Raw genomic sequence first — 13794 nt, 5'->3', positions numbered from 1 at the left:
TCCTTGAATTCCGGTGCAAATCTCTGCGAACTCATGACCAACCTCCTATGCTCAAAGGATAGGTCGGCGATGTCTAACGGACCGGGGGCAGTCCAAGGATAGGTCGGCGATGTCTAACGGACCGGGGGCAGTCCAAGGATAGGTCGGCGATGTCTAACGGACCGGGGGCAGTCCAGACTGCCGGACGATACAGCTTGGAAATGGCTACCGTTACTCGCACCGTCTCGGCGTTGATCCACATCAGGTGCTCGCACAAGATCTCCAGCCTCAACGGCTTGTCACGCACAGTCTCACTGCATCGCCAACCGCAGCAGCAAGCCCGGTAGCCTTTCGGGCAAGGTTTCGATCGACTTCAACTGAATGCAGTTCCGGCGACTGAAAATGCGCGGTGCGTAGGATTCGGCCTCCGAATCGAGGACGATGGCGAACACATCGATGCCATCGTTGTGCAATCCGTGGACGGCAGCGCGCGCATCCTCGACCAGATAGCGGCGGTCGTCGACATCGATGTCGTGCGGCTCGCCATCGGTGATGATCAGCAGAAGCCGGCGATAGCTCAGCTGCCGTTTCAGGTCCTTGCCGGCATGTCGGATCACCGCTCCGAGCCGTGTGGAGTGGTGGCTTTGCAAGCCGGCCAGCCGGCCCTCGGCCGCGATATCGTAGCGGCCCGCGAAATCCTTGATCCGCTGATAGCCGATATGGTCGCGCGTGTTGGAGGAAAATGCCGCAAGTGCAAACGGATCGCCGAGCTCGGTCATCGCCTTCGCCAGCATGGCCACGGCAAGGCGTTCCGTCTCCAGCACCGTCTCGCTGCGACCGCTGACGCGTTCTCCGGTGGAGGCGGAACTATCGATGAGCACGAGGATGGCGAGATCGCGGTGGCGACGCTCATAGCGCCCGTAGATGCGATCCTCCGGCACCTGGCCGGAGCGTCGCGCGATCACCGCCTCGATCGCCGCGTCCATGTCGAGACATTCGCCTTCCGCTTGCCGGCGCACCCGCTGCTGACGGCTGACCTTGGATGATTTGATGATGGCGGTCAGGCGGCTGGCGAGATCGGCGCGCTGCTCGATGGCGCGGTGCAATGCGGCGGGCGATGCCATGGGAACGGCGGGCTCGTGGACCGTGCACCAGTCCGGGCGTTCCCGCCCGGTCACATAGTCGAACTCCGGATAGCGCGCGACGGCCACATCCTCGCTCGCCTCGACCATGGCTGCGCGGCCGCTGGAATCGTCGGAGAGCGTGTCGGGCTCGGGACGGCCGTCATCGCTCTCGCGTTGCTCGAGGCGGGCTCCCTCCGCAGGCGCCTGCATCTCGTATGGGACCTCTGGATTGTCGTCGCCGAAATCCCAGACGCCCATGCCGTCGTCGCGATAGGCCGGCTGCACGACATAGCTCTTGGCGTCGAACTGCAGCCGCATCTGGCCGATGTCATTGCCCAGCAGCCCGCCGACATGGCGGCTGAGCTGCTGGGAGCCGATGTCGACTGCGGCAGCCTCCTCGAACAGGGCCCGGCCCTTGCTCACCCAACCATGCGGATCCTCGTAGGACGGATCGAGCAGGGCCCGCGCCAGCCGCGCCATCAGCGTGATCGCAACCGGTGCACCTTCAGGACGCGCCACATGGAAGCCCCGCCAGAGCGCGAACAATCCCGGCATCTCGCACAGGGCCAGCCGCTCGACCCGCGCATCCTCGATCAGCGAAACCAGCGCGAGCTGCAGCGGCTTCAGGCCCGTGGCCGGGAATTTCTTGCGGGTAAAGCGGTGATGCGCGCCGATATGGGCCAGCGTCGCGCGATGGAGCTGTTTCTGATCGCTCGCCGGGAAACCGGCATAGGATGGCGGCAAACGGACGCCGCCCCCGCCGAAGCCGGCGCGGCGGCGCATCGCTTCGGGCGCATCGCCCGGTGTTTCGACGATCGGCGGCGAGATGGCCCAAAGCGCGCGGAGATAGGGCTTCAGCCCGGGCAGCAAGCCCGGCAACGAAGCGGATGGATGCTGCCGTTCGAGCAGTTGGCGCGCTTCCGGGCTCTGCAGCGCAAAAAAGGCCAAGCGGTGAGCGTCATCGCGACCGAGATCGAGCCCCATGCGCGCAAAGACCGCAAGACCGGCGAAACCGAGCCTGTCGAGAACCTGCGAGCCGTTTTGCAGGAAGGCGCTCAGTATCTTCGGCGCGCGTCTGGCGATGTCGTCGACCAGTTCGAGCCACGATGTGAGCTCGGATGGATGACGAGCAGCCTCGGCGGCATGCAGGGCCGCATCGATCAGCAGGCAGGCCGCCCGGCGGCCGGAACGAATCGCGACGAACGAGACGGATTCGCCGAGCCTGATCGCCTCGGCCGGCCCCGCTCTCGCCGCGACGATTGGCCCGGCGCTGCGATAGGCGCCGGCCACGAGGTCGCCATAGCCGGCCTGGTCGATGCGCGCATGAGCCGCGCTCCAGCGCCCCTGCCATTCGGCCGGAAAACTCCGAGCCGCACCTGTTCGACCTTCGGTCATCGTCATGGCATCAGACGCAGGCTGCGATGGCACCCGTCAACGCATCGCGCAGATCGTCATCGTCGGTGATCGGGATCACGAGCGCGACCTGGCAGGCCTCCATGATCGGGACGCCGGCGGCGACGAGCAGGGCGGCGTTGACGAGCATCCTCGTCGAGGCGCCTTCTTCGAGCCCATGGCCCTTGAGGTTGCGCGAACGCGCGCCGATGCGCACCAGCGCCTCGGCAGTGCGCTTGTCGGCGCCGGCCTCCCGCATCACGATCTCGGCCTCGCCCGCCGCTTCGGGATAGTCGAAGGGGATGGCGGCGAAGCGCTGCTTGGTCGATTCCTTCAGGTCCTTGAGAACGCTCTGGTAGCCCGGGTTGTAGGAAATCACGACCTGGAAGTCGGGGTGGGCCTTCACCACCTCGTTCTTCTTCTCCAGCGGCAGGATGCGCCGGTCGTCCGTGAGCGAGTGGATGACCACGGTGGTGTCCTGCCGGGCCTCGACGATCTCGTCGAGATAGCAGATCGCGCCCTGGCGCACCGCCAAGGTCAGCGGCCCGTCGTGCCAGACCGTACCCTCGGCATCGAGCAGATAGCGCCCGACGAGGTCCGAGGCGGTCATGTCCTCATGGCACGACACGGTGATCAGCGGCCGGCCCAGGCGCCAGGCCATGTGCTCGACGAAGCGAGTCTTGCCGCAGCCGGTCGGCCCTTTCAGCATCACCGGCATCCGGCTGCGATAGGCGGCCTCGAACAGCCCCACTTCTCCTCCGACCGAGCGGTAGAAAGGTTCCTTGGCGATGCGGTAGGCGTCCAGGTTCGTCACGTCGTCAGGCCCTTGATGGTCGCGCGGCAGCCGTCACTCGCCACCGCGCGCGCTGCGTCAGGATGCGAGGAGTTCCTTGAGCCTGTCGTCGAGGAACTTGATATCGACGGGATTGGTGCCGGGCCCGCCGGCGAAATGCCCCCAGATCGATGGAATCTGGACGAAGCTCGCATTCGGCATGCTGGCGACTTCGTTGCGGCTGTCTTCCGGCGGGAAATACAGATCCGTCTGACCGGGCATCACGTAGGTCTTCGCCTTGATTGCGCCGAGCGCGGCCTTGTAGTCGCCGTTATAGAGTTCGTTGGCCGAGATATCGCCGTTCTGCCAGGTCCAGAGCATGGCCAGCAGATTGTTGGGATCCCGATCGAGGAAGAAGCCCTCCCAGAAGGCAACCAGGAAGTCCTCGAGCGAGCTGTATCCCAGCGTCCTGATGTCCAGTTCCTCGCGATAGAAGGCCTGCGAGAAGCCCCAGCCGGCATAGACCCGCGCCGCGGCGCGCAGGCCCTTCTGCGGCTTGTCGACATACCAGCCGTCGCGGAAGGCGTCGTCCGCGGTCAACGCCGCCTTCACCCCTTCGAGGAAGACGAAGTTGTGGCGGGAGCATTTCGCCGAGCCGCAGAACGGCGCGAGCAGATCCATCATGTCGGGATAGAGCGCGCCCCAATGGAAGGTCTGCAGCCCGCCCATCGACCAGCCGGTGACGAGACGCAGATGCTCGATCCCAAAATGCTCGGTCACCAGCCGGTGCTGCGCGCGGACGTTGTCGCAGGCCGTCACCTTCGGAAAACGGGCGGCGTTGTAGGGTTCGGGCGTATTGCTCGGCGACGATGACAGCCCGTTGCCGAACATGTTGGGGATGATGATGAAGTACTTGTCGGGATCGAGCGCCATGCCGCGCCCGACCAGCCATTCATTGTCGTAGTGCTGGCCGGAATACCAGGTCGGATAGACGATGGCGTTGTCCTTGGCCGCGTTGAGCGTGCCGAAGGTCTTGTAGGCCAGCCTGGCGTTGCGCAGCGTCGCGCCGCGCTGGAGGGCAAGATCGCCCAGCTCGAAGATCTCGTAGTCGGTCGTCATCGCGATACTCTCTCAAAGGGGGATGTCGATGGAGCCGGCCCGGTCAGGCCGGAGCGCGGTCCGCGGCCCGCCCGGCCGCCGAATAGGTCAGGACGAGATGGGCGATGGCGGCGACGAGGCCGGCGCTGATCGCCGTCGAAAGCTGCGGCGCCTGGAACTCGACGATGAAGCCCACCGCGGCGCCGATCGCCCAGGAGACGAACGGCATTGTGCGCCATTCCTTCTGCACCGCCGGGCCGTGCTTGAGCACATAGGCCTCGACCAGCAGTATCATGCCGATCGGCGGCACGATGATCCCGAGCAGCGACAGCCACTGGATGAAGAAGGCCCAGACATTGCCGGCGGCAATGGCGATGCCGACGAGGCCGAGGATGACGGCCATCAGGCGCATCTTCGAGCGCAGGATGCGCGACCAGCCGGTCGCCGCATTGTAGAGGCAGTGCGAGCAGACCGAGCCGAGATTGATGTAGAGGAACAGGAAGGCGAGGACGCCGAGCCAGCCGATCTGCAGACTGTTCATGTAGCCGAACATGTTGTCGGCGCCGAACGGGTTGGCGTTCGGCACGGCGAGAGCGGCGGTCATGATGCCGCCGACGAGCATTGCGACGAGGTTCGAGACCGGGAAGGCCGAGAACGTCGCGATCAGCGAATGAGTGCCGGTCTTCGACCATCTGTTGAAGTCGGCGGTCACGGTGCCGGCGTCGATGAAGAGCGCGATCACGACGGTCAGGCCGACGCCCATCGACATCGTCGCGACGCCGTTGTTGCCGGCAAAGTTCCAGATCGCCTCGAAGCTGGTCGTGCCGGCCGAGTGCACGACGACGAAGAGGCCGAGCACGAAGAACAGCGGCACGGAGACCAGGCCGATCAGATGCAGGCCGCGCACGCCGACGAAGGTGATCCCGATATAGAGCAGCCCCGCGACGATGGTCATCGCGACATAGTTCAGCCCGTAAGTGCTGGCGACGAGTGCGCCGGTGATGCCGGTCTGGACCGCGAACCAGCCGAGCAGCAGCGTCGAAAGCAGGCCGGAGGCGAGCGCATAGCCCTTCGTGCCGAAGACACGCGACGCGATTAGCGCGAAGTTCATGCCGCTGCGGGTCGCCGACAGGCCGAGTGCGCCGACATAGGCGAGCATGATCAGGTTGCCGACGATCATGGCGACGAGCGCACGGGAGAAGCCCATGCCCAGAACCAGCAGGGAACCGGTCATGGCGCCCGTGATGATCATCGGGAACCCGGCCCAGACCATCACCATCGAGAACAGACTGCGCCGCGCCGCCATCGGCACCGGCTCGTGCTCGTATTCCTCGCCGAGCACGTGATCAGTATCGGCCGGCGCAGCCGCGCCCGGCCCTGCGGAATGTTTGGACACCGCGATACCCCCTTGTTGTTGTCGGATGCTCGGTGGCTCCGCCCGGCGCAGGCGCGCCGGGCGCGTTTCGTCCGGCTCAGCGATGGGCCGATTTGTTCGGGATGCCGTCCATCGGGCATTCGTCGGTGCCGACGGTCGTGCGGGTCATCGCCTCGACCATTTCGCGCGTGCCCTCGGGATCGTTGATCCATTTGGCGTAGAAATTGTAGGGGCAGGCGGCCGTGCCCTTGTCGCCGTCGCCGGAGTTGATCAGGCCGGTGTAGCCGCGGTGCAGCAGCTTGAAGAGATGGTTCTGCGACTGGCCGTTCTTACGGGCATCGCGGATCGCCGAGACCGAGAGCTGGGCGTACTGGATGCCGTTCTCCTCGGTGCCGCATTCGCCGAGCGTGCGGCCGTCGAAGCCGACGATCGCCGAATGGCCGAAATAGGAATAGACACCGTCGAAGCCCGAGGCGTTTGCGACCGCGACATAGACGTTGTTCGCCCAGGCCATCGATTTCGAGATCTGTACCTGCTGCTCCTTGGCCGGGTACATGTAGCCCTGGCAGCGGATAATCAGCTCGGCGCCGCGCATGGCGCAGTCACGCCAGATCTCGGGGTAGTTGCCGTCATCGCAGATGATCAGGCTGATCTTCAGGCCCTTCGGCCCTTCCGAGACATAGGTGCAGTCGCCCGGATACCAGCCCTCGATCGGGACCCAGGGCATGATCTTGCGGTATTTCTGGACGATCTCGCCCTTGTTGTTCATCAGGATGAGCGTGTTGTAGGGCGCCTTGTTGGGATGCTCCTCATGGCGCTCGCCAGTCAGCGAGAAAACGCCCCAAACATTCGCTGTCCTGCAGGCGGCGGCGAAAATCTCCGTCTCCTCGCCCGGAATCTGCGAGGCGGTCTCATACATCTCCTTGGAATCGTACATGATTCCGTGCGTCGAATATTCCGGGAAGATGACCAGGTCCATGCCCGGCAAGCCGACCTTCATGCCCTCGACCATCGCGGCGATGTTGCGCGCGTTGGCGAGCACCTCCTGCTTGGTGTGCAGGCGCGGCATCTTGTAGTTCACGACGGCGACGCCGACGGTGTCCCTGCTGCTCGTAATATCGCCGTGATACATGCTCTGGTCTCCCTGGATTGCTCGTCTCAGACGACGAGGTAGCGATGGATGAGATCGTCGGAGAGCGCCTCGATGCGGTCGCTGACCGCGACGCTGCCCCGGTTGAGCATCGCGAAACGATGCGATGCGCGACGCGCGAAGGTGATGTTCTGCTCGACGAGGATGATCGACAGGCCGCGCTTGCGGTTGAGGTCGATCAGGATGTCCTCGATCTGCTCGACGATGTTGGGCTGGATGCCCTCCGTCGGCTCGTCGAGCAGCAGGATCTTGGGTTGGGACAATAGCGCGCGAGCGATGGCGAGCTGCTGCTGCTGCCCGCCGGAGAGATTGCCGCCGCGCCGGCTGAGGAAATCCCGCAGGATCGGGAAAAGCTCGAAGACGTAGTCCTGGATCCGCCGTTCCGAGGTCTCGGCGGCGTAGGTTCCCAGCAGCAGGTTCTCGCGCACCGTGAAGTCGGGCAGGATGCCCCGGCCTTGCGGCACGTACCCCAGTCCGGCCTTGGCCCGGCGATGCGTCGGCAATTCGCCGATCTCGCTGCCGTCGAGCCGGATCGAGCCCGAGGTTTTCGACATCAGGCCGAGGATCGTGCGCAGCAGCGTCGTCTTGCCGACGCCGTTGCGCCCCAGCACGCTGACGAACTCGCTCTTGCCCACGCTCAGCGAGACCGATTGCAGGGCGCGGCTGCGGCCGTAGAAGCCGTCGACATTGCTGAGCTCAAGCATGGCCGATGCCTCCCGAGCCGAGATAGGCCTCGCGAACCAGAGGGTCGTCCGAGACCTCGTCGGCGGTGCCCTGCGCCAGCAGCTTGCCCTGGTGCATCACCGAGATCGTCTCGGCGATGTCGCGCACGAAGCCCATGTCGTGCTCGACCACGATCAGCGTGTGCTTGCCGCGCAGCGTGTTGAAGAGCTGGGCCGTCTTCTCGGTCTCGTGGGCGGTCATGCCCGCGGTCGGCTCGTCCATCAGGATGAGCTGCGGGTCCTGTGCCAGGATCAGCGCGATCTCGAGCCATTGCGTCTGGCCGTGCGAGAGCTGCGCCGCCTGCTTGTCGAGATCGTCGGAGAGGCCGACGAGCTCGGCCAGGCGCTCGAGGCGTTCGCGATCGGCGGCGCCGCCGAATTTGCCGAGATTGCGCAGGACGCCGTACTGGCGCGAGCTGCCGATCTCGAGATTGTCCCGCACGCTGAGCTCGCGGAAGACGCTCGGCACCTGGAACTTGCGGCCGATGCCGGTCCGGGCGATCTCGAACTCGCTGAGCTGGTGGATCTCCCTGCCGTCGAAGACGATCGCGCCTGAAGAAATCCGCGAGCGGCCGCAGATCAGGTCGAGCGTCGTGGTCTTGCCGGCGCCGTTGGGGCCGATCAGGCAGCGCAGCTCGCCCCGGTTGACGGTGAGGTCGAGACCGGCCACGGCGACGAAGCCGCCGAAGGATACGGTGACGTTGCGCAGAGCGAGCTGCGACTGTGCCGCGCCGGTCATGCCGTCCTCCCTGCCGGAGCACCGGCGGCATCGACGGGGCGGGACCGCTGCGCTGCGGCATTCTGGGGTGCGTCGCGACGGCGCAGGCCGGAGACGATGCCGGCCAGCCCGCGCGGCATGAACAGCACGATCAGGACGAACAACCCGCCCATCACCAGCGTCCAGGTGCTGAGGAAGGTCTCCGATTCCGACAGGCTTCCTTGCACGCCCGTCACCAGCAGCGCGCCGAGCATGGCGCCGAGCAGGCTCTGGCGGCCGCCGACCGCAACCCAGATGACGATGGACAGGCTGAGCGGCACGCCGAGAAAGGTCGGCGAGGCGAACTCCATCACGATCGTGTAGAGCATGCCGGCGACGCCAGCGATGGCGGCCGAGGCTGCGAAGACGAAGGTCTTGTAGCGGGCAACATTGTAGCCGAAGAAGCGGACGCGCTCCTCCTGATCGCGGATCGCCTGCAGGATCAGCCCGGTCTTCGACCGTGTCAGCGCGAGCGCGGCAAAGAGCGCCAGCGTCAGGCTGCCGGCGACCAGGAAATAGGTGGAGCGCGCATAGGCGTCGAAGGTGATGCCCAGCACCTCGAAGCGCGCGAGATCGGTGATGCCGTTGAAGCCGCCGGTGTAGCTCTGCTGATCGATGATGATCAGGTTGACCACGACCATTGCGGCCAGGGTGATGATCGCCGAATAGACGCCGGCGACACGCCCTCCGAACATGAACCAGCCGAGCAGCGCGGCGAAGGCGGCGGGAACGAGGATGCCGGCCGCGACGGCGAAGGGCAGCGACTGGAACGGCCACCAGAGCCAGGGCAGCTCGGTGACGTTGTTCCAGACCATGAAGTCCGGCAGACCCTCGGCGCCGGTATGGATCGGCACGGTCTTCAGCTTCAGCGCCATCGCCATGCAATAGGAGCCGAGGCCGAAGGTCGTCGCCTGGCCGAGATTGAGGATGCCCGCATAACCCCAGGACAGGCTCAGCGCGACGGCGAGCATGCCGAAGATCAGGTAGCGCGCGAATTTGTTGAGCAGGAAGGCGTCGTCGATGAAGGCCGGGACCAGCAGGAGCGCCAGGCAGACGGCCCCATAGATCGACAGCTGCAGGATCGGTTTGTTTGACATCGGCAAGCTTCGTTTCATGGAGGTGTCAGGCGCGGATGCGGGGCGTGAAGAGCCCCTGCGGCCGGAAGCGGATGATGACGACGACCGCGGCGAGCACGAGCGCCTTGGCGATGGTGTCGTTGCTGAGATAGGCGAGCGCGCCGGTGAGTTCTCCGAGCAGGCCGGAGCTGACGACCGTGCCGAACAGGCTCTGGACGCCGCCGACCACGACGACCATGAAGGCGTCGACCACGTAACCCGTGCCCATCTCCGGCGAGACGCTCTTGAGCGGCGAGATCAGCGCGCCCGCCAGCCCGGCGATGCCGGCGCCATAGGCGAAGGTCAGCCGATAGGCGCGGCCGGCGTTGATGCCGAAGCTCGAGGCGATCTGGCGGTTCTGGGTGATCGCCCGCAATTGCAGGCCGATCGAGGTATGGCGGTAGATGTACCAGGTCAGGGCGAACAGCCCGAGGGCGAGCGCCAGCACGAACAGGCGATAGGCGGAATCGGTGGCGCCGAGAATGTTGACGCTTCCGGACAGAGCCGCCGGCATCTGGACATAGCGCAACTCGCCGCCCGCCAGCAGGCGCACGATCTGCTGGGCCATGACACCAAGTCCCCAGGTCGCCAGGATGGTGTCGAGCGGCCTGTCGTAAAGATGGCGGATGACCAGGTACTCGATGGCGAGGCCCAGCAGTGCCACCGCGACGAAGATCGGGATCAGGCTCGGCAGCAGCCCCCAGCCGAGCTGGGTCTGCAAGAGCCAGGCGCAATACGCCCCGAGCATCACGAACTCGCCATGGGCGAGATTGATGACGCCGGTGACGCCGTAGATGATGGCAAGACCGAGCGCGACGAGCAGCAGGATCGACGACAGGCTGAGCCCGGTCAGCAGCTGAGAAACGACGAAATCCATGACGAACCTGTCCGGAGGCGTGCATGGCGGCCGCGTGGCGCGGCCGCCGGCGAAATCGAAAGATCAGATTTCCTTCAGCCCTTCGGCCGTGCACTTCTGGTTTGGATAGGCGCTGTAGGGGTTCGGCTCGAGCCAGTTCGCCGACTGCTTCAGGATCTTGAACTGCCCGTCAGACTGGCACTGGCCGATCTTCGGATGCAGCCAGCAATGCAGGTTCTCAGGCTCGACCTTGACCAAGCCCTGGGGGGCCTGGAACTGCTCGCCCTTCAGAGCCTCGCGGATGGTGAGCGGGTTGATGTCGCCCGCCTTCAGCTTCGCCACCGCCTGCTTGAACAGATAGATCTGGAAATAGGCCGATTCCGACACGAAATGCGTGACCTTGTCGGCGCCCCAGCGCTTCCGATAGGCCTCGACGAACCGCCTGTTCTCCGGCGATTCGTGTACCATGAAATAGGGCGCCGAGGTGAAGTGTCCGGCGGCCGCATCACCGCCCATGGCCGCGACCTCGTTTTCCGAGGTGGTCAGGCTCGCCATCGGCATCGTCGCCGGATCGAGGCCGGCAGCGCGGTATTGCCGGTGCAGCGCCACGACCGAATCCCCGACCACGGTGGAGAAGATCACGTTCGGCTTCTCGGAGCGGAACTTGTTGATCACCGACGAGAATTCGGAATGTCCGAGCGGAACGTATTCCTCGGCGATCACCTCGGCGCCGAGGCTCTTCAATAGCTTCTTGCAGTAGTTGTTCTCTTCTTTCGGATAGATGTAGTTCGAGCCGATCATGTACCAGCGCTTGCCGAACTTCTCGACCAGCCAGGGCACGAAGTCGTCCTGCTGCTGGTTGGGGACGGCGCCGGTATAGATGACGTTCTTCGAGCACTCGCGGCCCTCATAGAGCGTCGGGTAGAAAAACAGGTTCGCCTGTCTTTCGAAAACCGGCAGAACCGCCTTGCGGCTGGCAGAGGTGTAGGACCCGAACACCGAGACGCATTTGTCGCTGAGCACGAGCTTGCGGGCCTTCTCGGCGAATGTCGCGGGATCGGACGCCGGATCCTCGACGACCGGCACGATCTTCATGCCGTTGACGCCGCCGGCGGCGTTGATCTCCTCGATCGCCATGATCGTCGCCTTGTTCAGCGACTCCTCGATGATGGCGGTGGTGCCGGTGAGCGAGAAGAGCACGCCGACCCTGATCTGCCCGCTCTGGGCATAGGCGAGCGAAGCGTCCTTCGACCAGATGTGCGGGAACCCTGCGGCGGTGAAAGCACCCGCCGCGGCAGCATGTTTGATGAATGTGCGCCTGTCGTTTTTCACCCTTTTCCCCTTTTTTCTTGCAAAAGAAAAAGCCCCGAGCGGCACCGTCCGGATGGACGGAGTCGTTCGGGGCTTCATCGCCTCGGAATGTGGACTGCGGCAGCCTCGCCGCGCAAACGCGTATCGAACTGGGTCTAGAAAACAAAAAACCCCACGCTTCGCTTCCGCGACGGCGTGGGGGGCATCATGACCCGCTATGTGAGACGGCAGCCTTGCCGTCTTGAAACTGTAATGATGCTAACTGAGCAGATCATGCGAGTCAATCACGGCCGTTGCGACGGCCGCGATGGTGACGCGCTTCTCCATGGCTTGCTTGCGCAGGAAGCCATAAGCCTCGTCCTCCGTCAGGTTCTTGAGCCGGATCAGCAGCACCTTGGCGCGCTCGACGACCCGCATCGTGCGCAGATTCTCGTCGAGCTTCTCGATCCGGCCACGCAGGCGCCGCTCGTACTGAAAATGCTCGCGCGCGAGCATCAGCACCGACTGAATTGCTCGCGAGGTGGCCGGATAATGCAGCAGGCCGTGCGCGGCGCAGTTGTGGATGAGCTTGAGGTTCAGCGGCGCCTTGCCGTCGTCGACCAGGATCAGCGCGGAGGACGGCTCGCCCGGAACCCAGGGAATACGCTGCGGCAGGTCCACCGAGAGCGCGCAGAAGATGGCGTCGTATTGCAATGGAATCTGCGACGGCAGCGGCCAGACATGCCTCACCGTCGCACGTTGGCGTTGCAGTTCGCGGATCAGGAACTCGCCATGGTCGTCGCGCTCGACCATCACGGCGATATTGAGCTCTGGTTCGACGGCTCCTTGCCGCGCCGGTCGTTCGGAAACGGTGGCGCGGGGCTCGGTGGGATGCGGCCCTCCGGCGCGCTCGTATGCGTACCCTGTCATCGCCATGAAGCTGGTCGCCTCTTCTCCGTCGCGGCTGGTGGCTGTTCTTGTGTGTTCAGCACAGCTCAAGCGCGCGGCCCTGCCCCATCAGATAGGGGTCCGATTTCACGCTTGTGGTGGATTGGAAGACGATATCGAATTGTCCGTTGCGGTTGGCGCGTCCGATCCGCGTCCAGACATCGGCATGCCCCCAGACCGGATTGATCGAGACGCAGCCCTGCGGCGCATCGAATTCGGCACCCATCACCCAGGAGCGCAAACAGCGCGTATCTAGCGAGTTCGTCGCCTCCAGCGATTTCGCGAAGACATTGACCTGGAAGTAGGACGATTCCAGACACATGTTCGTCGGCTCGTCGTCGCCGTAGCGTTTGTGATAGCGGGAGACGAAATCCGAATTGCGCTCGTTCTCGACGCATTGGAAATAGGCGGCCGCGGTGTAGTGCCCTTCCCCGACATCGTGGCCCATCGCCCGGATCTCGGCCTCGGTCGTGGTCAGGCTCGCGATCGGAACCGTCTTCGGATTCAGGCCGAGATCGTGATAGGCCTGATAGAGGAAGGTGGTGGACTCGCCGACCACGGTCGAGAAGATGACGTCGGGCTGGGCGCGCTTGATCTCGCGCAGCAGGGGCACGAATTCGCTGCGGTCCGCTTCCAGCCGCAAATACTGCTCGCCGACGACTGTGCCGCCATTGCTGCGGACGAGATCGCGCATCACCCGGTTGGATTCGCGCGGATAGATGTAGTCGGACCCGATGAAGAAGAAGCGGGTGCCGAATTGCTGCATCAGCGCGCGGCAGAGCTGTACGGAATTCTGGTTCGGCGTCGCGCCCGTATAGATGACGTTGGGCGAGAATTCGAACCCCTCATAGAGCGTCGGATACCAGAGCAAGCCGTCGAGCCGCTCGACCACGGGCAGGACGGCCTTGCGACTCGAAGAGGTATAACAGCCGAAGATCGTGCTGACGCCGTCCTCGACCATCAGCCGCTTGGCATATTGCCCATAGGAGCGGGCATCCGAGCCCGGGTCATAGATCACCGGCTCGATCGGCCTGCCGTGAATGCCGCCGCGATCGTTGATCTCGTCGATCGCGATCAAGGTTCCGCGCAGCTGCGTCTCCTCGATGACCGACATGAAGCCGGTCCGCGAAAACAGCACGCCCACGCGCCACGGAGCGGATGTCCGCTCTACGCAACGAACCGGTTTTCTCATCGTTTCTTATCTCCTCCCGCGTCC

Annotated in this window: 12 protein-coding genes; all 12 read right to left on the bottom strand. The window is 64.5% G+C overall.

The window, feature by feature from the left end:
* Window positions 1-290 precede the first annotated feature (290 nt).
* The 12 genes from BMZ69_RS27620 to BMZ69_RS27565 all read right to left on the bottom strand — a co-directional run bounded on the left by BMZ69_RS27620 (window position 291) and on the right by BMZ69_RS27565 (window position 13770).
* A complete protein-coding gene (locus BMZ69_RS27620) occupies window positions 291-2498 on the bottom strand; it encodes a nitric oxide reductase activation protein NorD (RefSeq protein WP_175507008.1) in 2208 nt (735 codons plus the stop codon).
* 10 nt (window positions 2499-2508) lie between these two features.
* Complete coding sequence (locus BMZ69_RS27615; RefSeq protein ID WP_175507007.1) at window positions 2509-3309, bottom strand: CbbQ/NirQ/NorQ/GpvN family protein; 801 nt, start codon at window positions 3307-3309, stop codon at window positions 2509-2511.
* A 57-nt stretch (window positions 3310-3366) separates the two neighbouring features.
* The gene (locus tag BMZ69_RS27610; RefSeq protein WP_092163002.1) at window positions 3367-4386 is read right to left on the bottom strand and encodes an alpha/beta fold hydrolase; all 1020 of its coding nucleotides are present in this window, start codon (window positions 4384-4386) and stop codon (window positions 3367-3369) included.
* 43 nt (window positions 4387-4429) lie between these two features.
* Window positions 4430-5761, bottom strand: a complete 1332-nt coding sequence (locus BMZ69_RS27605) for a purine-cytosine permease family protein (RefSeq protein WP_244543576.1) — start codon at window positions 5759-5761, stop codon at window positions 4430-4432.
* A 76-nt stretch (window positions 5762-5837) separates the two neighbouring features.
* Window positions 5838-6872: an aliphatic amidase gene (locus tag BMZ69_RS27600; protein ID WP_092163001.1), complete on the bottom strand. Its 1035-nt coding sequence runs from the start codon at window positions 6870-6872 to the stop codon at window positions 5838-5840.
* 26 nt (window positions 6873-6898) lie between these two features.
* Window positions 6899-7594, bottom strand: coding sequence for an urea ABC transporter ATP-binding subunit UrtE (gene urtE / locus BMZ69_RS27595; RefSeq protein ID WP_092163000.1), 696 nt, complete (start codon window positions 7592-7594; stop codon window positions 6899-6901).
* Window positions 7587-8351, bottom strand: a complete 765-nt coding sequence (gene urtD / locus BMZ69_RS27590; protein ID WP_092162999.1) for an urea ABC transporter ATP-binding protein UrtD — start codon at window positions 8349-8351, stop codon at window positions 7587-7589. Before urtD ends, urtE begins: the two co-directional genes overlap by 8 nt.
* Window positions 8348-9466 carry an urea ABC transporter permease subunit UrtC gene (gene urtC, locus BMZ69_RS27585; RefSeq protein WP_092162998.1) on the bottom strand — a complete coding sequence of 373 codons (1119 nt, stop codon included), beginning with the start codon at window positions 9464-9466 and terminating at the stop codon, window positions 8348-8350. Before urtC ends, urtD begins: the two co-directional genes overlap by 4 nt.
* 25 nt (window positions 9467-9491) lie before the next feature.
* The gene (gene urtB / locus BMZ69_RS27580) at window positions 9492-10361 is read right to left on the bottom strand and encodes an urea ABC transporter permease subunit UrtB (RefSeq protein WP_092162997.1); all 870 of its coding nucleotides are present in this window, start codon (window positions 10359-10361) and stop codon (window positions 9492-9494) included.
* A 63-nt stretch (window positions 10362-10424) separates the two neighbouring features.
* Window positions 10425-11672, bottom strand: a complete 1248-nt coding sequence (locus tag BMZ69_RS27575; protein WP_175507006.1) for a transporter substrate-binding domain-containing protein — start codon at window positions 11670-11672, stop codon at window positions 10425-10427.
* 237 nt (window positions 11673-11909) lie between these two features.
* A complete protein-coding gene (locus BMZ69_RS27570) occupies window positions 11910-12560 on the bottom strand; it encodes an ANTAR domain-containing response regulator (RefSeq protein WP_348272505.1) in 651 nt (216 codons plus the stop codon).
* Window positions 12561-12615: 55 nt separating this feature from the next.
* Window positions 12616-13770, bottom strand: coding sequence for a transporter substrate-binding domain-containing protein (locus BMZ69_RS27565; RefSeq protein WP_092162992.1), 1155 nt, complete (start codon window positions 13768-13770; stop codon window positions 12616-12618).
* Window positions 13771-13794: the final 24 nt, after the last annotated feature.

Source organism: Allobosea sp. CRIB-10 (assembly GCF_900112185.1).
GTDB lineage: Bacteria > Pseudomonadota > Alphaproteobacteria > Rhizobiales > Beijerinckiaceae > Allobosea.
The sequence above is the reverse complement of the archived record's forward strand: the minus strand, read 5'-3'. Positions and strand labels throughout refer to the sequence as shown.

Excerpts from the sequence above, each read along its gene's own strand:
- BMZ69_RS27570 (WP_348272505.1), bottom strand. The coding sequence starts at position 12,560 with ATGACAGGGTACGCATACGAGCGCGCCGGAGGGCCGCATCCCACCGAG.
- BMZ69_RS27610 (WP_092163002.1), bottom strand. The coding sequence starts at position 4,386 with ATGACGACCGACTACGAGATCTTCGAGCTGGGCGATCTTGCCCTCCAG.
- BMZ69_RS27600 (WP_092163001.1), bottom strand. The coding sequence starts at position 6,872 with ATGTATCACGGCGATATTACGAGCAGCAGGGACACCGTCGGCGTCGCC.
- urtD (WP_092162999.1), bottom strand. The coding sequence starts at position 8,351 with ATGACCGGCGCGGCACAGTCGCAGCTCGCTCTGCGCAACGTCACCGTA.
- BMZ69_RS27620 (WP_175507008.1), bottom strand. The coding sequence starts at position 2,498 with ATGACCGAAGGTCGAACAGGTGCGGCTCGGAGTTTTCCGGCCGAATGG.
- urtC (WP_092162998.1), bottom strand. The coding sequence starts at position 9,466 with ATGTCAAACAAACCGATCCTGCAGCTGTCGATCTATGGGGCCGTCTGC.
- urtB (WP_092162997.1), bottom strand. The coding sequence starts at position 10,361 with ATGGATTTCGTCGTTTCTCAGCTGCTGACCGGGCTCAGCCTGTCGTCG.
- urtE (WP_092163000.1), bottom strand. The coding sequence starts at position 7,594 with ATGCTTGAGCTCAGCAATGTCGACGGCTTCTACGGCCGCAGCCGCGCC.
- BMZ69_RS27565 (WP_092162992.1), bottom strand. The coding sequence starts at position 13,770 with ATGAGAAAACCGGTTCGTTGCGTAGAGCGGACATCCGCTCCGTGGCGC.